This window comes from Coleofasciculus sp. H7-1 (assembly GCF_057473865.1).
The window spans coordinates 1-21,306 of sequence record NZ_JBYCCT010000042.1 but is presented as its reverse complement, the minus strand read 5'-3'; the positions used below and the strand labels follow the sequence as shown (position 1 = coordinate 21,306).

The following is a 21,306-nucleotide window of genomic DNA, read 5'->3' as shown; positions in this document are numbered from 1 at the left end:
TGCGGACTTATAACACTCTCTAAACCCCAATGAGTAACCTCAATGTTAACTTACAGATACCAAGAGATTTACTTGGAGCGCTTGACATTCCAGAGGCACAACTAAAAGGGTGTATTCTGGAGCTAGTTGCTCTAGAGTTGTTTCGGCAAGAGCGAATCTCGACAGGCAAAGCGGCTGAGTTACTCGGAATTTCCAAATGGGAGTTTATTCAGTTACTCGCACAGCATAATATTTCTTACTTTACAGAGTCACCAGATGAGTTAGCGGCAGAAGTGGCAATGGCTCAAAGTATCTATAAGCGCGATCCCCTCCGGGGGCAAGCGTAGCTATCGCTTATGACTGTTGTTGCTAATGCTGGACCTTTGATTGCTTTAGCTCGGATTGGTCATTTTGCTTTGTTGCGGTTGCTGTACAACGAATTGTACATACCAACTGCTGTTCGAGATGAGGTAGTTTTGTTTGGGGAAACCCGTCCCGGAGCAATTGAGCTAGAGGTGGCTGAATGGATACACATTGTTACAATTGGAAATCAAACTGCTGTTCAACTTCTGAGAGAACGATTAGATAGGGGTGAGAGCGAAGCAATTGTTTTGGCTATTGAGTTAGAAGCCGAGTTGCTATTAATCGATGAAGCAAGAGGGCGACGAGTAGCACAAGCTCAGGGACTCAATTACATTGGCACGGTGGGTGTATTAATTCAAGCAAGGCAAAATACACTGATTGCTGCTGTTACTCCGTTGCTGGATGAATTGATGGCTTCGGGGTTTCACATGAATGAGGTGCTGTATCGAACTGCTCAAGAGTTAGCTAACGAGGCTGAGAACTAATCGACTAGATCTCGTTTGTTGGGTGAGATGAAGAGGCGATCGCTCCCTGATTTCTATAGGGAAGAATGAGATGATGCACCGCGATACTTAGAGAAAGCTTGTCAATCGCGTTTTGGAGAAGCTAGAGGAATCGCAGGAAGAATGAGCCGCTATAGTATGGTCATCCAGTGGTCAGATGAGGATAATTGCTACTTGGTACACCTGCCCGAATTTCCTTGGCAGCAATTTCACACTCACGGCAAGACGTATGAGGAAGCTGCAAAACACGGACAGGAGGTGATTGAGTCTCTGATTGAATGGTTTCAAGAGCAGGGAAAGCCTCTGCCAGAACCAATGACTTTGCCCACCAAGCCGCTAAAAGTTGCGTAAACAAGGGGTTGGGGCGATCGCTTTTGTAAGTATTGAGTGAAATATAGTGGACTTTTAGCGATCGCTAGCTACATTGGAGTAGGTAAGGCGCTAAGGAATCGACAGGGAGATGCTGCAAGCACAGCAGGTATTGCAGGGGCGTTATCAACTCCAAGAGCAATTAGGACAAAATGCTGGGCGTCAAACCTGGCTGGCAACTGACATTGAGGCATCACCACCACAACAAGTCATCGTCAAACTGCTAGCCTTCAGCCCCCAGATGCAGTGGGACGAATTTAAGCTATTTGAACGCGAAGCGCAAGTTCTGAAAAATCTCGATTACCCCAAAATTCCTCAGTATCGAGATTATTTTTCCCTCGATAAACAGGTTGGCGCTGGTTTGTGCTGGTTTGGATTGGTGCAAGAATACATTCCCGGTGCCTCCCTGCAAGAATTATTGAAACAGGGCAAACGCTTTACCGAAGCCCAGGTGCGGCAGATTGCCACCGAGGTGCTGAATATTCTCATCTATCTGCACGAGTTGAGTCCGCCGTTGCTGCACCGCGACATCAAGCCCAGCAACTTGATTTGGGGAGAAGACGAACAAATTTATCTGGTGGATTTCGGCGCAGTTCAAGATTCTGCCGCGACTGAGGGAGTCACCTTTACTGTGGTGGGAACCACTGGCTATGCGCCGCTAGAGCAATTTTGGGGAAAGGCAGTTCCGGCATCCGACTTGTATGCGCTGGGGGCAACTTTGATCCATTTGTTAACCGGCATCGCCCCAGCAGATTTGCCCCAAAAGAATTTACGGATTCACTTTAGCGACAAGGTTAGCCTTAACTCCAATTTTGTACGGTGGATTGAAGCGATCGCCGAACCCGATTTAGAGCAACGATATCGCACCGCCCGTCAAGCACTAGAAGACCTTAAAGCCAATCGTTCTCTCAACGCCCTCCTGCAACAAATTCGTCAGCCTGCTGGCAGTCGCGTTCAGTTTTGGAAGTCTTCTACTCAGTTAAAAATTAAAATTCCTGGGCGGGGAATATTGCTACTTACAGACATTATCGCCTTTACAGGGAAATTGATGCTAGTAGCGACCTCCACAATCTCTCTATTCTTGCTAGGTTTCTTGCTGTTAGGGCTGGCTTGCTTAATATTTTTCATGCTCCTGTCCCTGTTGTCATCGATTCATTTAATGTTTTTGTTGATTTTCCCCATTCTATTAACCCTGATATTGGGTCGGCTATGGATGAGCATACACAATGAATTGTGGAAAATTCCAGCCGATTTGAAATGGCCTCTGCTGAATTACTGGGGAGATTATTGCATTGAATTCTATCTGGATAACTTTGTAATTGAAAGGCAATTGTTCGGAGTGAAATATTTTAGCCATCGGGGAAAAGTTTCTAGCATCAAAAATGTTGAAGCAATTCCTTTGGGAGGAGTCACTATCGAAACTTGGCTGTTGAAATACTGTTTCGCTCAAAACTTGACTGAACCTGAACGTAACTGGATAGCTCGACAGATCCAAGACTGGCTGAGATAAGAACTAATGACCAAGGGCAATCCCCAATTAGGTATTAGCAATCCTTCAATCCTTCAACTAACCAAGGAAAATTATCATGTTGCAAGCAGAAAAGGTCTTACAGGGGCGTTATCAGCTCACAAAACAACTAGGACAAAATGCAGGGCGTCAAACCTGGTTGGCAGAAGATTTAGAAGCAGAACCCAGACAATCGGTAATTGTCAAATTGCTTGCTTTCAGCCCTCAAATGCAGTGGGAGGAACTCAAGCTATTTGAGCGCGAAGCTCAAGTTTTGAAAAATTTAAACCATCCCAGAATTCCGAACTATCGAGATTATTTTTCTCTTGATGAACAGGCGGGCGACGGTTTACCCTGGTTTGGATTAGTGCAAAATTACATTCCCGGCACTTCCCTGCGTCAGCTATTAGATAAGGGCAAAAAATTTACACAAGAGCAGGTACGCTATGTTGCCACGGACATCCTAGAAATTCTGATTTATCTGCACGAATTAAGTCCACCTGTCTTACATCGGGACATCAAACCTAGCAACATAATTTTGGGGGAAGATAGGCAGTTTTATTTGGTTGATTTTGGTGCCGTTCAAGACCGTGCGAAGGCAGAAGGTGTCACCTTTACTGTAGTAGGAACCAATGGCTATGCGCCGCCAGAACAGCTGTGGGGACGTGCAGTTCCAGCATCAGACCTTTACGCACTAGGAGCTACCCTAATTCACTTATTAACTGGAACGCCGCCATCTGAGTTACCGCAGCATCAAATGCGGATTCAATTTAGCGATAAAGTTCGCCTCAATCCCAATTTCAGCAGTTGGATTGAAAAGCTGATAGAGCCAGCTCCAGAAAAACGATTCAGCACGGCACGCGAGGCACTTGAAGCTCTGCAACAAGTGGAATTTAAAAGCTCCTATAGCGAAACAGAGGCTCAGCCAAGGGGCAATTCGGTTCGTTATGGTCGTTTAGCGCTCTTAGGATCGCTGCCATTATTTATTCTCATGTTTGCTGCTGCTATTAAGCCAAATATTTTCGCCAAGACCGCTAAAGGTCAGCAGTCGGAAGCAAAACAATATATTAGCTCGATGAAGCGTGCCCAGCAAGCTTATTTTTTAGAAAACAATGACTTTCCTGATTCGGTTGAAAAACTAGGGATTGGCATTAAAACTCAGACAGTAAACTACGACTATGCAACTCGTGGGTTGGGGAGCAGATCTGTATTCAACTACGGGATAGCCCGGAATTCTAATATCAAAAGCTATATTGGGGCTGTGTTTATAGTACGTGTAAAATACTCATCTGCTGCTAAGAATAAAATGATGACAATGGCAATTTTGTGTGAATCTAATGCTGTTGGTGCTACCCAATTGGCAGAGCCAATTTATGACAAAGGCAGACTAGCCTGTGGTGCAGACACAAGAGAGATAGAAAGGTAGATAAAGGCGCTGTGACAATATGAAAAACCGAATTCATACGCCAAGGCAAATATTAAGTCTCGAAATCCCTCATCTCAGCTTTCTACGGAAAATAACTAATAATGCTGCAAGCCGAACAAATATTACAGGGGCGTTATCAACTCAAACAAAGATTGGGTCAAAATGCTGGGCGACAAACCTGGTTGGCAGATGATTTGGAAACCCAACCTAGCGAGTCGGTAGTTGTCAAACTTCTTGCCTTTGGCGACGAGGTGCAGTGGGACGATCTCAAACTGTTTGAAAGAGAAGCACAGGTACTCAAGCAGTTGAATCATCCGAGGATTCCCAAGTATCGAGATTATTTTTGTATCGATGAGCGATCGCTCTGGTTCGGCTTAGTCCAAGGATACATCCCCGGTGCCTCTCTTAAGGAATTACTCTCACAAGGCAAAAAGTTCAGTGAAAAGGAAGTCCGTAAGATTGCCTCTGAAATTCTTAATATTCTGATTTATCTACACGAACTTAGTCCCTCAGTGCTACATCGAGACATCAAACCGAGCAATTTAATTTGGGGTGAGGAGGGCAAGATATATTTAGTTGATTTTGGCGCGGTGCAAGATAAAGCAGCGACAGAGGGAGCCACCTTTACTGTTGTGGGAACTTATGGCTATGCCCCGATGGAGCAATTTGGTGGAAGGGCTGTTCCAGCTTCAGACTTGTATTCGCTGGGAGCAACTTTAATTCATTTGTTGACAGGTACGGCACCGGCTGATTTGCCTTCTAGGGATTTACGAATTCATTTTTCTCATCAAGTAAGCCTCAGTTCCAGTATGGTTAGCTGGATTGAAAAATTAACTGAACCAGCTCTAGAAAAACGGTTCAAAAGTGCAAAAATTGCCCTAGAAGCGCTGCGATCGGGCAGAAATCTAAACACATCAACGGATATCCAACCTTTAAATCCATCAACACTGGTCAATAATTCTGGGCAAGGCAGTTTATTGGATGAGACAGTACCAGTACCCGATGAAATCAAAGGTTGGAATTGGGGAGCATTTCTGATGCCTTATCTATGGCCTTTGAGCAATCATGTTTGGATTGGGCTTTTAGCCTGGGTACCCAGTGTCGGTTGGTTGATGGGGTTCGCCCTCGGTTCTAAGGGCAATGAATGGGCTTGGAAAAGTAAAAAATGGCGGAGTATTGAACAATTCAAAGCCCATCAAAGAGGCTGGGCGATCGCGGGATTGTTTATCGGGATACCGATGGCTTGGGCATATATCTGGATACTCACCCTTTTTCTCCATTCCCTCTAAAAACCTCGGCAAGATCGCGTTGTTAGCTGAGTGCATAATCAGGGTTCAAAGGAACCGAGGCATTGACTAAGGACAATAAGGGACCAGTTTGCTCCTGTCCATTTGTAGCCAATTCGCTATGGCACAGATAAATTCGCTCTCCCACTCGCCCCAGTAAATCCAGCAAAATCCGCCGCAGTCTTTGCTCATCTGCTTCTTGGGTATCTTCTTCTGTTAGCGGTCCCGACCAATCCTTGAGAAACAAAGGGGCACCGTAGAGAGTGGCAGCACCACCCTTTGACCAGAGGTGCGAACCGGCATCGAGCCAAAATTGCCATCGGTGGAACCGACGAGCCGCCCGATATTGGAAGATCGTTGCCAAAGTCACGGCGTGACGGTCTCGACCGAGGGGACGCACGGGGTAAGGGTTAGCAGTGACGGTGCCGCGACGCAACAAGCAGATAAACCGCTCAATGGTGGTGTAATCTGGGGTTTCAATGCGATCGCTCTGCCTCAGCCTTCCATCGACTTCCCAGTAGTGTTGGGCGGTTTCCATCAGTTCGCGTAAGGCGGCTAGCTGGTCGTAGGGGAGATTGCTGCCTTTCCACAAAAACTGCTGAATTGCCCGGTCAAGCAGGGCGACGCAGTTGGGAATGAGACGCTGTTCCAGCTGACCTCGTTGCACCTCTAGCCACTGCAAAATCTCTTCATAAGCAGCACAGGCTGAGTGTCCCAGCCGATCCCAGCGGGGAAAATACGTCACCGGCAGCAACCGGGGTTGCTCTGGATCGGGGGAATAGCAGTAATCTGCTAATAAACCCGCCCTGACTGGGTCAATCCTTAAGGATGAAGGATGAACGATCGGAGATGAATTTGTGCTACCTCCGGACTCCGGACTGCTGACTCCGGACTCCTGAGTGAGTACCACCAGCATTTCCGCCACGGCATCCCGGTCTACCAGCCGCCCCAAGCCTGGATAAACGAGCGCCAGCAGCGTCAGCAGCGCCCGGATCGTCGGGGAAGCACTCAGAGGGCGCTGTTCGCTCAAGGTTTGGACGGGGATATCCTGGCTGGAGAGGATTTCGATTAAGGTATAGCGAGCGATCGCATCCAAACCAGGGGCAATCACTGCCACGTCCTGAGGCTGCACCTGTCCGCTGTGTACGGCTTTGGCGATCGCCAAAGCGGTTTCTCGCAACAACTGAGCGCGGGAAGTGGTTTGAATCAACTGTACCGACTCCGGTAAGGTCAACAGAAACATGGGGTCGCTCACCGCTTCCACCACCGGCTTTCCGTAAAGTGCCGCCACATTGCTCGGTTGCTGGCTCAAAGTTTCTACCTGACAGCGCCACTCCAGACTGGCAAGATAATTTGGGTCGGCGTTCAAACCGAGTCGCACTGCCCCATCCGGATTATAAGTAAAGGCTCCCGCTGCTCCTTTATCTAAAAGAAAGTTGAATAGATCGCAGGCGATCGCTGGATAATCATCCACATTATCCGCCAGTACTCCCTGATATCGGCGAATCAAGTGCTGCTGATAAGCTTCGTCTGGCAGCAGATAACGCCAATAAAGTTCGCAAATAATCCCATACGTCAGCAATCCCCGTTCCAAACACCATTGCCGCCAATCTATCAGCAAAGTTCCTATTTTCGCCCAGTCGGGACGCTCCACCACCGGATCGTCGTCCCTGGCAAACCCTTGTTGTTCTGCTAAACCTTGTTCGAGAAGACTGGGAATTTCCTCAATGGGTCTTCCTGCGATCGCGCACAGCTGCAACAAGTCCAGAACGCGACGCACCGAACGAGACTCGCTCACCCCCAAAAACTGGAGGCTACCATTATCCAACTCCGGACGCCACAACCGGGTGGCTAACTCCTGCTCAGTTTCCGGGCGCAGTCTGACTGGAAATTGTGCCCTGAGATTCAACCGCTGAATCAACAAAGGCCAAAATAAGATCGCCTCATCCTGAAAGAAACCCAGAGGTGTTTTAGATTGAATGGGATACCGCCCCTGTGTCGCCGTAACCAAGCGGTCAGCTAATTCGCTCCGATTATCATCATTGGCAGCAAAGACTAAGATTGTCGGTGCCTGCGCCCGCCTTCCCGCCTTCCGACGCGAACCTCGCGGTTGAGATTCCCCTTCAGCCCACTGGCAAAACAGATTTACGAGGCGTGTTGTCTTTCCACTGCGAGTCGGCCCGACGATCCAGATGGTCTGCGATTGCGTTAACATTGCTAAACGCTGGGTGATACTTGTGTAATAGCTCGGTTTCTATTATGAAACTATCTTTCTTGACACAGCTCCAATCCTACTTAGAGAATGCCAACCAGTGGTTCTCAGAAACCCCAGAGAGAGCCTTGGATCGGGCATATAAGGCAGCCTTAATGATTAAGGCTTTGGAAGATGAACATTTTGACGGTAAAAAAATCTCCCCAGATTGCCAAAAATACCGTGAAAATGCCATGTCTTATTTTGAAACAAAACTTAAAAATCACTTAAAGACTGCTAAATTTGGGCTGGCAGAGTTTCAGGTCAGCGCTTCAATAGTGACTGGTTCTAATCCAGATTTAGCAAGAAAAACAAAAACGACCGGAGCGGCAAATTCTAGAAGAGAGGATTTTGACCTTCAAGACAAACAATCCATAACTTTAGAAAAACTTAAATTTATTGATGATGTTTTATCTAAATACAAGCCTGGAAAAAATCGTTCCTCATCAGCCTTAGTCCCCGTCCCTAAATCTAAATCTGTAGAAGTGAACTTGAGGAATGTTGACCGGATTGAAGCCAAGAATCTAGTCAATCAGCCAACTTTGTTTCCTACAGACGAACGAGTGGCTGAGGAGGCTGAAACAATGACTGATACAACCAGTTTTGTGCCTCGCTCAATCTTGAGTACGCTAGATCGACTCAAGAGAAACTTTGACCCCAACTCAGAAGAAGAAGTTGTTCAAAGTTTTCGCACCTCCCAAACGAAAACCATTATTTCTATTCGGTTTATTTTAGTTTTAATTTTAGTTCCTCTATTAACTCAACAAGTAAGTAAAACTTTCTTGGTTGGGCCTCTCGTCGATCGCTTCCGGGAGCCAAACAAAACTGAAATCTTCCTAAATGTCGATCTGGAAGAAGAGGCTTTTCAGGAATTACAAAGATTTGAAGAATTACTAAAATTTAAAAGTTTAATCGGTGTCGCTCCTCAACTATCTAAGGAGGAAATGGAAGAAGAAGTCAAAGGGAAGGCATTAAAAATTGGGGAGGAATATAGTCAAAGAAGTGCCAACGCTATCAAAAATGTTTTTGCCGATCTAATTGCAGCTGGCTCTCTTTACTTGTTACTTCTTAATAGCCGAAAAGAAATTGCAATTTTCAAAGCTTTTATAGATGACGTAGTTTATGGTCTCAGTGACAGTGCTAAAGCTTTTATTATTATCTTGTTCACTGACATCTTTGTAGGGTTTCACTCTCCTCACGGCTGGGAAGTGATTCTGGAAGGAATGGCAAGGCATTTAGGCTTACCAGAAAGCAGAGATTTTAACTTTATATTTATTGCCACCTTTCCTGTCATTTTGGACACGATATTTAAGTATTGGATTTTCCGCTACTTAAACCGAATCTCTCCGTCAGCCGTTGCTACTTACCGGAATATGAATGAATAGTTAAAAATTAAAAATGCTTGCATTTAAAAATTAAAGAAGAGGTATTCTTTCCCCCATTTTTAATTTCTAATTTTTAATTTCTCTGGGGTAGTGGGGACGGCAGGGGGTGCCCCAGCAAACCTGCTGGGGTGGAATGTTGCCGAAAACGCTGCTACGTGCCCCAATCACAGAATTCGCTCCGATTTCAACCCCAGGCGCAATAAAGCAATCTGTGGCAATCCAGACGCCGTTGCCAATCGTGATACTGGCTGTCATCAGCTTGAAAGCTGGGTCTTGGATGTCATGACTGCCGGTACAGAGGTAGCTTTTTTGGGAAATGACGCAGTGCTGACCGATGTGAATGCGGTCAAGGCTGTATAAAACGACATCATCCCCAATCCAGCTGTAGTCTCCGATTTCGATTTTCCAGGGATAAGTAAAGCGGGCGGTTGGTCGGATGACTAAGCCGGTGCCAATTTTTGCTCCAAACAGGCGCAAAAGCCAGCAGCGGATGCCACTAAAGGGATGGGGAGTTAAGGGGAAGGCGATCGCTTGTACCAACCACCACAGCAAGACAAACCAACCCGGTCGTCCTCTGTCAAACCAGGATTGGTCGTAACGGCGTAAATCAACGAGAGATTCCGACGCGATCGCTGGCGGTTGTTCGCCTGGTTCCAACACCCTACACGCTTCCTTTTAATGAATCTGGCTGGGGTACCGGTTGGGGAGGCACGGAGGAGGCAGCCGCTACGTTCAACTGACCGCCAAACTCCATCAATTCATAAAGTTTGACGCCAATTTGATACTCGTATTGACTCATCAGCCGTGCATAGATGTATCCAGGTTTCCCATCCAAAAAGCCTCGCTGAATAATGTAAATCAAAATAAACCGGATCAACGGTTTGAAGGGGAGGCGCACCCAAGTTTTTTTGAGATACCGCTTGCGCTGTACCGCATCCCCAAACAAATTAGCGCCAATCGTGCCGCTTTCGTCTTTGCCGGTCAGGATATTTAAATAAACGCGGGCTTCCCAGTTCGAGTAGCGGTTATGTCGTTCCAGCCAGTGGAATATGTCCCGAAAGTCAATGTGCAGCATATCGTTTTTCAGATAGCCTGCTTTGCCTTGCAAAATGACGTGTTCGTGAACTTCGTTGTCGCCTGTGTTGCGAATTTCTTCTGTCCCCAAGTTTTCGTAGCGACCTGTTTTGTGCTTAAACAAACGCAGGTTCCAGTCGGGATATCTACCGCCATGTTGAATCCATTTACCGAGGAAAAATACTTTGCGGTTCAGGTAGTAGCCTTCGTATTCTGGATTCTGAATGGCAGTTGCAATTTCATCCCAGAGTTCGGGGGTAATGCGCTCATCACAATCGACAATTAGTACCCATTCGTTACCAAAAGGCAGATTGTCTAAAGCCCAGTTTTTCTTTTTAGGCCAGCGACCGTTGAAGTGAAATTGAACAACTTTTGCGCCGTAACTTTCGGAAATTTCAATCGAGCGATCGCTACTTTGGGAATCTACGACAAAAACTTCATCAGCCCTGGCTACACTCTCCAGGCAAGCCGCCAGATTTGCTTGTTCATTTTTAGCGGGAATCAGAACCGAAACGGGAAGTTTGGAGGGGGTGGAGGTCATGACCATGAAGGATGAAGGAACAATTAAAAATTAACAATTAAAAATTAAAAACTAAGATTTTTCTTTTTTAATCTTTAATTCCGACTCTGGACTTTGCACTTTGAAAGGAGCAGATAACATCCCTTGAATTGCTGCACTCAAATAACCCATCTGACCGTAGGCATACACCAGATTGTCGAACCGTTGGGCGGGATCGCCAAAATATTTAACAGATTTGTAGAGACCTCGCACGATTCGTTCGCCTCCCAACAATAGCTGGCGCGGTCCTGCCTTACCAGCGATTTGTTCGCGGTAACATTCACTGATGCCTTGCCACCAGCCCCGGCTGAAAAACCAGGCTTGTTCAAGGCGTTCGGGAGAGACATTGTGGGCAACTAAGGCGTCAGGCAGATAGGCAACTTGCCAACCCAATTTCAGTGCCCGTTCTGTCATGTGTAATTCTTCATTTGATAACAAATTTTTGCCGACTCGACCCAGATTAACATCGAACCCCCCAATTTGCTCTAAAAAGGTACGTCTGAGCGAGTAATTTAAGCCTCTGGGGGTCATACCGGCTTGTTTGATATAGACGATGGAATCTCCTAAATCGTATGCTCCCAGACACCCTGATAGTCCGGGGGAAAGCCACTGAGGAGGCGTGGTGCCATCGGGCCAGATTAAGGTGACTTTGCCACCGGCGATCGCTAGTTTTTCATTGCTTTGATAAGCATCATAGAGTGCCGACAGCCAAGATGGGCTAGCAACGGCATCATCATCTAGATAGGCGAGAATTTCACTTTTGGCTTCCTTGGCACCCCTGTTGCGGGCGACAGATAGACCTGTAACGCTTTCGTAGACGTACTTTACACCCGGTCGGGCTTTGACTATTTCGGATGTGCGATCGCTGGAGGCATTATCCACCACCACCACTTCAAAATCCGGAAAATCTTGATTCAGTAAGCTATCAATGGCAGCACCTAAATACTGCTCTCGATTGTGAGTACATATAATCGCAGAAATTTTAGGCTCTGTCATAAATTTGGGGTTAGGGCTAGATCAATTAAAAATGCAAAATTAAAAATTAAAAATTGCAGAAATTCCTAATTTTTAATTTTTAATTTTTAATTCTCACTTAGATGACTATGTAGAACAACGAGTGTTTCCGCCAGTTGACTGAGGCGGGTTTCCAGATCCTCTTTGCGATTCAGCAGCAGGCGCAGCTTTTGATAACGAGCGATCGCTACACTCACACTCGGAATCTGTTCGGGTGGACAGGGACGCGACCAAAATTGACCATTCTCATCCATTCCTACAAGGCGGTATCCAGTCCGTGGAGATTCACAAGTCACCTTTTCATCGGGTTGATTGCACAGTTCTTCTACATAGTCCATCAGCTGGTGTACTGACTTGGCATGACCCTTTTCTACCGCCTGACGCAGCGCCTCAACGCCAACCTCCGGTTCGCGGGAATGAGACTCTAACCAACCATCAACAATCGGCCCTTCTAGATAAATATCTTGAATTTGGCGCAAGATTTGATGGAGTTCCTTCTGCCAACCCCCGACAATCACTTCAATTTCTTGCAACAGAGTCATCGCCAAGGCAGGATTGGCAGCGTTCCGATGGTTGGTGAAACTGGGAGGTTTTAATTTTGGCAGGACTGGCGTCTTGCCAGATTGCTTTTGGTCAGCGAAAGGCTGTACCGTCATCGAAATAGAGCGATTGGCATCTGATGATGCCTCTGAACCCCAACCCATCGTATCGGGCTGATTTTCCCAAGGGGACGGGTTGTCGATGACAGGACTTTGATCCGCCAATCGATCCAGTGTTGTCTCAATCCGTTTTAATTCTGGTTTCATAGTTATCTGACGCCACTCCTGCAAATCAAACCTGTTAACTGCCGCTAGAATCTCTAAAAGATTGGGATTGTTGCTTTTCCTGGGTTTTTGTTTCTATTTTATTTGTTTATTTGTCTGGTAGGATTAACGGTCTCAATGGACACAACGAAAATTTTGGGAAGTCTGACCGCTAGAATAACCCAGACACTGTACAGGTGGGTAAGATACAAATTTTGCCACTGTTGAATTTAACTTTAATGCACAACTCGCCGGAAACGGGTGAAAAAGTTCTTCGTGACCTCATCTGAATGACTTCTATTAAGCATTTAATCTTAGTGACTGGCCCAGCCCGTTCTGGCAAAAGTGAGTGGGCGGAGACTCTGGCAATGCGTTCGGGTAAGCCAGTTATCTATGTGGCAACGGCTCAAGTTGACCCCAACGATCTAGAATGGCTTTCCCGAATTGAACAACATCGACGACGACGCCCTAGCGAATGGGCAACGCTGCAAGTGCCGATAACACTGGCGGCAACGATTCGGGCATCTCAGAATTCTAGTTGTCTCCTGGTTGATTCTTTGGGAACTTGGGTGGCTAATTTTTTAGACCAAGACGATGAATCTTGGGAGAGGACGTGCCAGGAGTTGCTGGAAAGTTTGGAAAGTAGCGTCAGTGATGCGATCTTGGTGGCAGAGGAAGCGGGGTGGGGCGTTGTTCCCGCCTATCCCCTCGGTCGGGTGTTCCGCGATCGCTTGGGAGGGCTGGTGCGTCGAGTAGGCGCGATCGCTAACCCAGTCTACTTAGTTACTGCCGGTCACGTTCTCAACCTGAGCCACCTGGGAACGCCCTTACCAAAATTATCATAGGCGCTAGCATAGAAAAACTTAAAGGCAAACTGGCAATTGCCAATGACTCATGGCTAATTGAGAAAAAGCTAGTTGTTCATTACCCTATACGTATTACCGTTAACTGCGTTGTTATGGCATCTCAACACCAAGTCAGAGAGTATCTTGCTTATTGGTTTCAGTTAGGCAAAAAAGTTTTGATTCGTAATGGTCAAGAAGCGCTGCTGCTGCAACCCGTGATTCGGGGCGATCGCTACTCTCAAGAATTTGAAAACTGCTGGCAGCAAATCCTCTCCCCAGAGTCAGGGGACTGCTACTTAGAGGGCACCGAAGAATCGATTGCCCAGTTGCTGACACCGGCATGGGATATGTCGCCCTGTTCTCGTTGCACCATGCCCGTACCCGTCCGGACTGCGGGAATGCCGCCTTTGCTGTGTCCCTGTAACGATCTCACGGGCTGGCCCAACACGGAAGTTCCACTACCGCGATCGCCTGTCAGCAATCAAAATCGTCTCGTTGAAATACGCGACCGGCTTCGGAACAATTAAAAATTAACGATTCCCTTGTTTAATTTTTAATTCCTAATTCCTAATTCCTCCTGCCGCCGCCGAGGCACCTCATAATTTAGAAAATCATAAGCCAATTCTGTACTCGGAAAAATGGCACGCGCTTCCTTGAGCAGGTCATCCAGCCCAATTGCATTACCGGGGGCATAGCGGGGGCTGAAATGGGTCATAATCAGATGCTTAACACTAGCAGCATGAGCAACTTGAGCCGCCATCGTTGAAGTGGAGTGCAAGCGATCGAAAGCTAGCTGGGCATCTTGATGGGCAAAGGTAGCTTCGTGAATTAACACATCCGCATCCCGCGAAAGTTCCACCGCCTCGTCGCAATAAACCGTGTCGGTACAGTAAACAATTTTGCGACCGATTTCTGTCGGTCCGCACAAATCTGCCCCATGAATTTGCCGCCCATCTAGCAGCGTCACAGTTTCGCCGCGTTTGAGTTGCCCGTAGACCCGACCCGGAGGAATCGAGAGTGCTGTAGCCTTTTCCACATCGAAGCGCCCTGGACGGTCTTTTTCAGTGACTCGGTAGCCAAAGGCAGTGACTCGATGCTTCAGGGGACCACAGGTGACGATAAATTCTTCGTCTTCATAGACCACTCCCGGTTGTACGGTGTGAACCTGAACCGGGTAGGAAAAATGGGTTGAAGAGTACTGCCTGCAAGCACGGAGGTATTCATTGAGACCGGGGGGGCCGTAGAGGTCAATGCGTTGAACATTGCCAGCCAAACCACAGCTTGCCAAAAGACCCATTAAGCCGAATGTATGGTCTCCGTGCATATGGGTGATAAAAATACGGTTCAGTTGACCGATTTTCAAGTCACTCCGTAATAGCTGGTGTTGGGTACCTTCGCCACAGTCAAACAGCCAGAGTTCTCCTCGTTGAGGTAGCCGTAAAGCCACGCTGGACACGTTGCGCGATCGCGTCGGTACACCGGAACTTGTCCCTAAAAAAGTAATTTGCATTTTGGCAAGAAAACGGTCGCAAAGTCTAGGAATTGCCTCCCGTAACTATCCTGACACAGCATCTGGGGAACACGCAGTTCCTCTGAAGACTCAGGATAAAAGTTCACAGGATTGATTAGTAGCACTCCGGCAACAAACATGGTAAATATATCCACGTTAAGAAAAGTCAGCGGGTTGTGCCAATTTACAAGCGGATTTGCTCTCAAGGGTCTTGAATTCAGTGAAGTTTAAGGACAGGATTCTGGCTCTCAATTTAACTGGAATTTAATGATGAGTATACCTAGCACTCCCTTTGGCATCGTGTGAGGAAATTTTAATAAATGATAACTAAACAGCTTCTAGGCAAACAGAAATCCTTCATGCTTCAGAATTCATGCTTCATCTTACCCTTCTTGAAGGCGTCCTCCGGGCGGCTACATCCTTCTAAATGGTGGCTGACTTTCTTGTTGTGGCTCATGCTGGTTGCTCCCGCTAAAGCGATGGAACTGCGCGTGGCGATTCAAGAAGGTGTCAGCAAGATTACCGTGGGCAGTTCCACCAAAGCCGTAATCCGCGATAGTGCTGGTCGAGTGGTGGGAGAAATGGCGGCAATGGATGGCATGGAAGCCCGTGCTACAGGCGGTGGTGTGGCGCTGGGCGGAAAGCAAAGCACGCAACTGTTGGTGGAACCGACGGGTGGCGGCTATGTTTGGATCGGCGATCGCTGGTATCGGGGACGCACTCGATTGGTTCCCACTGGCAAAGGACTCACCGCCGTCAACCAAGTTGATTTAGAACAATATCTTTACAGCGTCTTAGGCTCGGAAATGAGCGCTAATTGGCCTCTGGAAGCCCTGAAGGCGCAAGCTGTCGCCGCTCGTTCCTACGCCCTGTATAAGCGCCAAACTGCTGGCAATAGTGTTTTTGATGTCGGCGATACCCAGACTTGGCAAGTTTACAAAGGTCTGGAAACCGAAGCTGAGTCAACGCAAATGGCTGTGAATGCCACCGCTGGGCAAGTATTGACCTACAACGGTCAAATTATTCTCGCTGTCTTCCACTCTGCTTCTGGAGGACACACGGAAAATGTGGAAAATGTTTGGTCGCAACCCCTGGCTTACCTGCGCGGCGTCCCAGACTACGACCAAGGGACACCGGGCTACCAGTGGCAGAAAAGCTTCTCCCGCAACGAACTCAGTCGGCTTCTAGGTGTGAGCAACGTTAAATCTCTGGTACCGGAACGCACTACCCCCAGCGGACGGATTATGACGATGAAAGTGGTTGGGAGTGGTAGCACGCGGCGGATGAGCGGAAGTCAGCTGCGTCAAGCGCTGAACCTTAGGAGTACGTTGTTCACCGTTAGTTCCACAGGAACGGGTTTTCAGCTCAACGGTCGTGGTTTTGGACACGGTCTTGGTTTAAGCCAGTGGGGGGCTTACAATTTAGCTCAGCAGGGGACAAACTACCAGCAAATTTTGGGGCACTATTACCAGCGCACCGCGATCGCCAGTATGAAAGTGCAGTAGGGGGCAACTGTTTCCGCCCCAAAGCAGGCGGTAGCCACACTCGTGACATCGCTTGGCTCACCCAGGAGCGATCGCTACAATTAAAAATTAAAAATTAAGTTTCCCCATTTTTAATTTTTAATTTTTAATTGTTAATTATTTAGGCGACGCTGCCATTCTGCATCAATCTTATCGGCTTGCTCGATCTCCTGTTCTATAAGCTCGGTTTCGGTCGTGTAGGCTAAGTCCTCGCGACCGATTACTGTTTTAGCGGCAAATTGTTGGGCATAAGCAATTTTCTTGTGCAAAGCAGAATTGGCTTGATTCAACAAGATGGCTCGTTCTTGTCGTTGTTGATTTCGGGCTTCAACTCGCTGATTTCTCCACTGAATCCAGAAATAGCGAATTAGGGGAATTGACAGGAAAGCGATGCCGTAGCTGAGTAAAATCCAGTAAATTGACTGTACGAAGGCGATGAGTCCGCCGGATTGGGCTAATTGAATCCCTATCTCACCCCGCAACAGGGAATTGAGAACTAAAGCACCGATAATATTCACGGCACCTAGCCCTGCGGATAGCATAATTTGTCCGCTATCGGCTTGGCTAAAGCGCCAAGGACGCTCTCGGAGATAAGCACCTACCGGCTGCGAATTTCGCTCTTGCGCTGTAGTTTGTAATTCTGGGAAGTGATAGACGATTTCTCCATCTGGGCTGACTTCCGGTTGCCCGTTAAAACGGGTGAGGACACTCAGCATATAATCTTCGTATTCTTTGCCCCAGCCTTCGCCAATGTCATCGAGATAAGGTGCGATTTGTTCGGCTGTCACGGCACCCTGGTTATTGCGAATTACAGTGGCGATTTCTTGCCAGCGGCGTTCTTCTAAATCGGCATTGGGATTCCCATCGCCAAATAGGAAGGAGAAGACGGCTTCTAGGAAGTTCATCTGTCTCTTTCCTTCGGGGGATGAGACACGACGCTGCTGGTAGCGATCGCTATAGTCTGGATAGAAAAACCACCAGATGTCAGGACCAAACCAGAAGTGGGGCATAAACACCATACCGCCGCCGCCGTGAGAGTGACCGCCGCCGGAATCATCGCTATCGCGGCTGCTGTTGACGGCGATTAGAATAACCGCGATCGCTACAAAGATTAGGACAATGGAAGCAATCAGGATAATCCCGAAGGAAATCCTGATCAGGTAAAACAAAACCTTCCAAATTTTTTCCCACCATTCCTTCAGTCGCAGCCGCAAGAACTTATTGCGGAGAACTGTCCGGAAATTCTTAGGGAAAAGGTAGACGATCTCGCCGGTTTCTGCTACCTGCAAGTGTCCACGGGCGTCGGATGCTAAAGCTAGTAATCCAGCCTGAGCCATGTTGACATTTAACCCAGCTTGGGTTGCCACATCGCCAACCGTGACTCGGTAGCCCAGGTGTTCAACTGCTTGCATGAGGGTGGGATTGGGAGCCATGTGCTTTCCTCAAGGACGAAGGCTACTATCACCAGTATAAAATCTTGGCAAATTCCAGCAGGCAGATTATGAAAGGAACAAGACTCGCGATCGCTCTTAGCGTATGCCACACTAACGCAGATCGGCGCTTCGCTACGCTAACGCTAACGTGGCTGTTCGCTCTTTTATTCTCACTTTTGGGATTAGCAACACCACTCAAAGCCGCCAATCTGGAACACGTTAAACAGTTGCTAAAAACTAAACAATGTCCTCAGTGTGACTTGAGGGGTGCTGAGTTGAGAGATGTGGACTTAAGGGCGGCTGACTTGAGGCGTGCTAATCTCGCCGGTGCCAATCTCAGTGCTGCCGATTTAAGGGGTGCCAATTTAGGGGGGGCGAATCTAGGCGGTGCCAGCTTGATTAATAGCGATCTCAGCGGTGCCAATTTGAGCGGCGCTAATTTGAATTTAGCTGCGTTGATTAAAGCCAATCTCACCAGTGCTAACCTTGCCGGTTCTGCGTTAACGATGGCGAAGTTACCGGGCGCTGATCTCACAAAGGCTGATTTGCGGCAAACTAATCTCATTAGTGCTGACTTGAGCAATGCCATTCTCCGAGGAACAGACTTGCGGGGGGCGGATTTGCGAAATGCTGATTTTGAGAATGCAATTCTGGAGGGCGTCCAGCTCAATAGTGCAATTCTCCCGGATGGCACTTTGCATTATTAGCTAATCGTTGAACTGCTAGTAGATATTCCCGAAAAAATTGATGTCTCTATTTAAATTAGTCTTCATAAGATGTTACTGTTACAGATTCCGATACAAATTCCTGAATTAGCAGATAAACGCTTAAGGTAGAAACACCTTAAAAAGCATTATAAATAGGGTGATTATGGCACGAATTTCTCGCCGTCATTTCTTCCAATTCGCTGGCTCTACTCTGGCAACCTTAGGGCTAAGTCAGCTAAATATTCATCAACAAGCGGAAAGCTACGGCAAGGTTCTGGCACAAAGTACCCCGCGCAAAATTGCTTTACTCGTCGGCATCAATAAGTATTCATCTCAACCTTTGCGGGGATGTGTCAGTGATGTGGAATTGCAGCGTCATCTCCTGATTCACCGCTTTGGTTTTAATCCCAAAGATATTTATACCCTGATAGATGAAAAAGCCACTCGCTCTGGCATTCTAGAGGCATTTGAAGAGCATCTGATTAAGCAAGCCAAGCCTGGGGATGTGGTTGTATATCACTACTCAGGGCATGGTTCCCGCGTTCTCGATCCAGATCCTATGGTTGTTAGTTCAAGTAACGACAAGAATGGATTAAATGGCACTTTCGTCCCGGTTGATGCTTCGCTACCTGTTGGATACCCAGAACAAGGCGGTGTGGTGAAGGACATTATGGGACACACCTTGTTCTTGCTGATGTCAGCTGTGAAAAGTGATAATTTCACCGCTGTTCTAGATAGCTGTTACTCTGGCGGTGCCACTAGGGATCGTCGAGTGCGATCGCGCGATGGAGGCAGCAAGGTACAGATTTCTCCAGAAGAAAAATTATACCAAGAAAAGTGGCTGTCACGTCTGAATCTTTCTCGCGAAGAGTTTGTTAGGCGATATCAGGCGGGAGTTGCCAAAGGAGTTGTCCTGGCGGCAACAGATCCAAATCAAACTGCGGCAGATGCTAAGTTTAATGGCTTCTATGCGGGAATCTTTACCTACCTATTGACGCAGTATCTCTGGCAGCAAACCAGCACAGTTGAAGATGCGATCGCCTACGCTATTCAAAATCTACCTAAGGAATATAACCAAACTCCCCGTTTTGAGGTGAAAGTTGCCAGTGGGTATGAAAAGCAACCCATCTATTTCATCAACAACCCAAGTTTATTAGCAAATGCAGTAATTACCGAGATTAAAGGGAATAAAGCGACGTTGTGGTTGGGTGGCTTTGATGAAAAAGGTTTAGCAGATTTGGCTAATGGCACGGTGTTTACTATTATCGGTGCTGGGGGACGTAGTTCGGGTAAAGTAACGTTGCGATCGCGTAATGGCTTAATTGGAATAGCGACAGTGGAGGGGGTTGTTGCACCTGGAACATTGTTGCGGAAGGTGGATTAATTGTGTGTAAGCTGTCTTGCCTACATCCGCCAGCGATTTAAATCGCTGGCTCATAGCGCAAGTCCTCTTTAGAGGACTAAACAAATCAAATTGAAATTTTGGCTCTTTTTAGTCAGTTTCAACTGACTTGAGCTATTAGCCTGGGGTTTAAACCCCAGGCGGACTATCTTGAGCTATTAGCCTGGGGTTTAAACCCCAGGCGGACTATCGGATAAGCGAAAAATGTGGCTAAATTATGTTAAACAACACACACGCCAGCGATTTAAATCGCTGGCTCATAGCGCAAGTCCTCTAAAGAGGACTAAACAAATTAATTGCTATTTTGGCTCTTTTTAGTCAGTTTCAACTGACTTGAGCTATTAGCCTGGGGTTTAAACCCCAGGCGGACTGGCAGGCTAGCGAAAAATATAGCTAAATTATATTAAATAACAGCGAATAGTTTTAATGGCTCTTTGGCGACTTTACTACCATCTTGTTTGGGCGACGAAACAGCGGCAACCTCTGATTAGTCCTGACAGAAAAACTAAACTTTATGATTACATTATTGGCAAAGCTGATGCTCTCGCTTGTATCGTTCATGCAATCGGTGGCATAGAAGATCATATTCATCTAGTGGTTTCCATTCCCCCGACTTTATCAATTGCTGATTTTGTTAAAAATATAAAAGGTAGTAGCGCCCATTATCTAAATCATGCATTATCTGCTTCTCCAAATAAATTTGGTTGGCAAGAAGGATATGGTGTGTTTTCTCTGGGAGGTAAGCAACTGGATCAAGCCGTAGCATACGTTCAAAATCAGAAAGCACATCATTTGAACGCGACTACTGTAACGTCTTTGGAAGAATATAATCATCAAGATGATTCTCCGTCCCATTGGTATCCCAGATAAAAGACGCATCAAATTTAATTCAGTCAGCCAGGGGTTTAAATCGTTGGCTGATAGCGCAAGTCCTCTTAACGGGACTTAAACAATGAATTAAAACCAAATGAGTTATGATCCATGCCAGATAAGAAGTTCACGTTGAAAAATACCCATGAAGGAAACTACACCCGACGCAATGCCTCCATGCTTTGAGAAATGGTGCAGTCGGTTTGATGATGTTTTCAGCCATCAAGCCCAAAAAAAAGGGTTTAGGCACTATTTGGGAGGACTATTGGGGGAAAGTGAGCGAAAAAATTTAACTCAAATGTCGAACAACGCAGTAGGAGTGGTTTACCACCAATTGCATCATTTTTTAACAGAAGCGACCTGGGACTTAGAAAAAGTTAACGAGCGAAGGTTGCAAGTAATGCAGCAATGCAGCCAAACAAAGGTAAGAAGAGGATTTACGTTAATAATAGATGATTCCGGGCATAGAAAAAGTGGCAAAGAGACGGCTGGAATCG

Annotated in this window: 21 protein-coding genes; 14 read left to right on the top strand and 7 right to left on the bottom strand. The window is 47.0% G+C overall.

Going from position 1 to position 21,306, the window contains the following annotated elements; all coding sequences use genetic code 11:
- Nucleotides 1-29 precede the first annotated feature (29 nt).
- The 6 genes from AC2VDX_RS11220 (at nt 30) to AC2VDX_RS11195 (ending at nt 5,436) form a co-directional block, all read left to right on the top strand.
- Nucleotides 30-326 carry a UPF0175 family protein gene (locus AC2VDX_RS11220; protein WP_378180079.1) on the top strand — a complete coding sequence of 99 codons (297 nt, stop codon included), beginning with the start codon at nt 30-32 and terminating at the stop codon, nt 324-326.
- A 9-nt stretch (nt 327-335) separates the two neighbouring features.
- Complete coding sequence (locus tag AC2VDX_RS11215) at nt 336-827, top strand: PIN domain-containing protein (RefSeq protein WP_378180076.1); 492 nt, start codon at nt 336-338, stop codon at nt 825-827.
- Nucleotides 828-968: 141 nt separating this feature from the next.
- Nucleotides 969-1,196, top strand: coding sequence for a type II toxin-antitoxin system HicB family antitoxin (locus AC2VDX_RS11210; protein WP_378180073.1), 228 nt, complete (start codon nt 969-971; stop codon nt 1,194-1,196).
- Nucleotides 1,197-1,305: 109 nt separating this feature from the next.
- Nucleotides 1,306-2,724, top strand: a complete 1,419-nt coding sequence (locus AC2VDX_RS11205) for a serine/threonine protein kinase (RefSeq protein ID WP_378180070.1) — start codon at nt 1,306-1,308, stop codon at nt 2,722-2,724.
- Nucleotides 2,725-2,800: 76 nt separating this feature from the next.
- Nucleotides 2,801-4,147 (top strand): protein kinase domain-containing protein, encoded by a 1,347-nt coding sequence (locus AC2VDX_RS11200; RefSeq protein WP_378180067.1) that lies wholly within the window; start codon nt 2,801-2,803, stop codon nt 4,145-4,147.
- Nucleotides 4,148-4,248: 101 nt separating this feature from the next.
- Nucleotides 4,249-5,436 (top strand): serine/threonine protein kinase, encoded by a 1,188-nt coding sequence (locus AC2VDX_RS11195; RefSeq protein WP_378180064.1) that lies wholly within the window; start codon nt 4,249-4,251, stop codon nt 5,434-5,436.
- A gap of 22 nt (nt 5,437-5,458) precedes the next feature.
- On the opposite strand, the gene AC2VDX_RS11190 is transcribed toward AC2VDX_RS11195, so the two are convergent.
- Entirely contained in the window at nt 5,459-7,648 is a 2,190-nt protein-coding gene (locus tag AC2VDX_RS11190) for a recombinase family protein (RefSeq protein WP_378180061.1), read from the bottom strand.
- 44 nt (nt 7,649-7,692) lie between these two features.
- Between AC2VDX_RS11190 and AC2VDX_RS11185 the strand changes: the two genes are divergently transcribed.
- Nucleotides 7,693-9,069 carry a proton extrusion protein PcxA gene (locus AC2VDX_RS11185; protein ID WP_378180058.1) on the top strand — a complete coding sequence of 459 codons (1,377 nt, stop codon included), beginning with the start codon at nt 7,693-7,695 and terminating at the stop codon, nt 9,067-9,069.
- A gap of 66 nt (nt 9,070-9,135) precedes the next feature.
- Here the strand turns inward: AC2VDX_RS11185 and hpsU are convergent, their stop codons facing one another.
- The 4 genes from hpsU to AC2VDX_RS11165 all read right to left on the bottom strand — a co-directional run bounded on the left by hpsU (nt 9,136) and on the right by AC2VDX_RS11165 (nt 12,522).
- Complete coding sequence (gene hpsU / locus AC2VDX_RS11180; RefSeq protein ID WP_378180056.1) at nt 9,136-9,729, bottom strand: hormogonium polysaccharide biosynthesis acetyltransferase HpsU; 594 nt, start codon at nt 9,727-9,729, stop codon at nt 9,136-9,138.
- Between the two features lies 1 nt (nt 9,730).
- A complete protein-coding gene (locus AC2VDX_RS11175; protein ID WP_378180053.1) occupies nt 9,731-10,684 on the bottom strand; it encodes a glycosyltransferase family 2 protein in 954 nt (317 codons plus the stop codon).
- Between the two features lie 51 nt (nt 10,685-10,735).
- Nucleotides 10,736-11,698 (bottom strand): glycosyltransferase family 2 protein, encoded by a 963-nt coding sequence (locus tag AC2VDX_RS11170; RefSeq protein WP_378180050.1) that lies wholly within the window; start codon nt 11,696-11,698, stop codon nt 10,736-10,738.
- Nucleotides 11,699-11,784: 86 nt separating this feature from the next.
- On the bottom strand, nt 11,785-12,522 hold the full coding sequence (locus AC2VDX_RS11165; RefSeq protein WP_378180047.1) for a hypothetical protein: 738 nt from the start codon (nt 12,520-12,522) through the stop codon (nt 11,785-11,787).
- 287 nt (nt 12,523-12,809) lie between these two features.
- On the opposite strand from AC2VDX_RS11165, the gene cobU reads away from it, so the two are divergent.
- The gene (gene cobU, locus AC2VDX_RS11160; RefSeq protein WP_378180044.1) at nt 12,810-13,364 is read left to right on the top strand and encodes a bifunctional adenosylcobinamide kinase/adenosylcobinamide-phosphate guanylyltransferase; all 555 of its coding nucleotides are present in this window, start codon (nt 12,810-12,812) and stop codon (nt 13,362-13,364) included.
- A 113-nt stretch (nt 13,365-13,477) separates the two neighbouring features.
- On the top strand, nt 13,478-13,891 hold the full coding sequence (locus AC2VDX_RS11155) for a hypothetical protein (RefSeq protein WP_378180041.1): 414 nt from the start codon (nt 13,478-13,480) through the stop codon (nt 13,889-13,891).
- A gap of 26 nt (nt 13,892-13,917) precedes the next feature.
- Here the strand turns inward: AC2VDX_RS11155 and AC2VDX_RS11150 are convergent, their stop codons facing one another.
- Complete coding sequence (locus AC2VDX_RS11150; RefSeq protein WP_378180038.1) at nt 13,918-14,874, bottom strand: ribonuclease Z; 957 nt, start codon at nt 14,872-14,874, stop codon at nt 13,918-13,920.
- A 359-nt stretch (nt 14,875-15,233) separates the two neighbouring features.
- Here AC2VDX_RS11150 and AC2VDX_RS11145 point away from each other — a divergent pair, with 359 nt between their 5' ends.
- Nucleotides 15,234-16,379: a SpoIID/LytB domain-containing protein gene (locus tag AC2VDX_RS11145; RefSeq protein ID WP_378180035.1), complete on the top strand. Its 1,146-nt coding sequence runs from the start codon at nt 15,234-15,236 to the stop codon at nt 16,377-16,379.
- 131 nt (nt 16,380-16,510) lie between these two features.
- On the opposite strand, the gene AC2VDX_RS11140 is transcribed toward AC2VDX_RS11145, so the two are convergent.
- Entirely contained in the window at nt 16,511-17,830 is a 1,320-nt protein-coding gene (locus AC2VDX_RS11140) for a hypothetical protein (RefSeq protein WP_378180032.1), read from the bottom strand.
- Nucleotides 17,831-17,898: 68 nt separating this feature from the next.
- Here AC2VDX_RS11140 and AC2VDX_RS11135 point away from each other — a divergent pair, with 68 nt between their 5' ends.
- The 4 genes from AC2VDX_RS11135 to AC2VDX_RS11120 all read left to right on the top strand — a co-directional run.
- On the top strand, nt 17,899-18,537 hold the full coding sequence (locus AC2VDX_RS11135) for a pentapeptide repeat-containing protein (RefSeq protein ID WP_378180029.1): 639 nt from the start codon (nt 17,899-17,901) through the stop codon (nt 18,535-18,537).
- A gap of 163 nt (nt 18,538-18,700) precedes the next feature.
- Entirely contained in the window at nt 18,701-19,921 is a 1,221-nt protein-coding gene (locus AC2VDX_RS11130; protein WP_378180026.1) for a caspase family protein, read from the top strand.
- 444 nt (nt 19,922-20,365) lie between these two features.
- A complete protein-coding gene (gene tnpA, locus AC2VDX_RS11125) occupies nt 20,366-20,809 on the top strand; it encodes an IS200/IS605 family transposase (protein WP_378180023.1) in 444 nt (147 codons plus the stop codon).
- A gap of 145 nt (nt 20,810-20,954) precedes the next feature.
- The coding region (locus tag AC2VDX_RS11120) for a transposase (RefSeq protein WP_378180020.1) at nt 20,955-21,306 on the top strand (352 nt) is incomplete at its 3' end.

What these genes read in the sequence shown, in the direction of transcription:
- AC2VDX_RS11220 (WP_378180079.1), top strand. Translation starts at nt 30, where the DNA reads ATGAGTAACCTCAATGTTAACTTACAGATACCAAGAGATTTACTTGGA.
- AC2VDX_RS11215 (WP_378180076.1), top strand. Translation starts at nt 336, where the DNA reads ATGACTGTTGTTGCTAATGCTGGACCTTTGATTGCTTTAGCTCGGATT.
- AC2VDX_RS11210 (WP_378180073.1), top strand. Translation starts at nt 969, where the DNA reads ATGAGCCGCTATAGTATGGTCATCCAGTGGTCAGATGAGGATAATTGC.
- AC2VDX_RS11205 (WP_378180070.1), top strand. Translation starts at nt 1,306, where the DNA reads ATGCTGCAAGCACAGCAGGTATTGCAGGGGCGTTATCAACTCCAAGAG.
- AC2VDX_RS11200 (WP_378180067.1), top strand. Translation starts at nt 2,801, where the DNA reads ATGTTGCAAGCAGAAAAGGTCTTACAGGGGCGTTATCAGCTCACAAAA.
- AC2VDX_RS11195 (WP_378180064.1), top strand. Translation starts at nt 4,249, where the DNA reads ATGCTGCAAGCCGAACAAATATTACAGGGGCGTTATCAACTCAAACAA.
- AC2VDX_RS11190 (WP_378180061.1), bottom strand. Translation starts at nt 7,648, where the DNA reads ATGTTAACGCAATCGCAGACCATCTGGATCGTCGGGCCGACTCGCAGT.
- AC2VDX_RS11185 (WP_378180058.1), top strand. Translation starts at nt 7,693, where the DNA reads ATGAAACTATCTTTCTTGACACAGCTCCAATCCTACTTAGAGAATGCC.
- AC2VDX_RS11175 (WP_378180053.1), bottom strand. Translation starts at nt 10,684, where the DNA reads ATGACCTCCACCCCCTCCAAACTTCCCGTTTCGGTTCTGATTCCCGCT.
- AC2VDX_RS11170 (WP_378180050.1), bottom strand. Translation starts at nt 11,698, where the DNA reads ATGACAGAGCCTAAAATTTCTGCGATTATATGTACTCACAATCGAGAG.
- AC2VDX_RS11165 (WP_378180047.1), bottom strand. Translation starts at nt 12,522, where the DNA reads ATGAAACCAGAATTAAAACGGATTGAGACAACACTGGATCGATTGGCG.
- cobU (WP_378180044.1), top strand. Translation starts at nt 12,810, where the DNA reads ATGACTTCTATTAAGCATTTAATCTTAGTGACTGGCCCAGCCCGTTCT.
- AC2VDX_RS11155 (WP_378180041.1), top strand. Translation starts at nt 13,478, where the DNA reads ATGGCATCTCAACACCAAGTCAGAGAGTATCTTGCTTATTGGTTTCAG.
- AC2VDX_RS11150 (WP_378180038.1), bottom strand. Translation starts at nt 14,874, where the DNA reads ATGCAAATTACTTTTTTAGGGACAAGTTCCGGTGTACCGACGCGATCG.
- AC2VDX_RS11145 (WP_378180035.1), top strand. Translation starts at nt 15,234, where the DNA reads ATGCTTCAGAATTCATGCTTCATCTTACCCTTCTTGAAGGCGTCCTCC.
- AC2VDX_RS11140 (WP_378180032.1), bottom strand. Translation starts at nt 17,830, where the DNA reads ATGGCTCCCAATCCCACCCTCATGCAAGCAGTTGAACACCTGGGCTAC.
- AC2VDX_RS11135 (WP_378180029.1), top strand. Translation starts at nt 17,899, where the DNA reads ATGAAAGGAACAAGACTCGCGATCGCTCTTAGCGTATGCCACACTAAC.
- AC2VDX_RS11130 (WP_378180026.1), top strand. Translation starts at nt 18,701, where the DNA reads ATGGCACGAATTTCTCGCCGTCATTTCTTCCAATTCGCTGGCTCTACT.
- tnpA (WP_378180023.1), top strand. Translation starts at nt 20,366, where the DNA reads ATGGCTCTTTGGCGACTTTACTACCATCTTGTTTGGGCGACGAAACAG.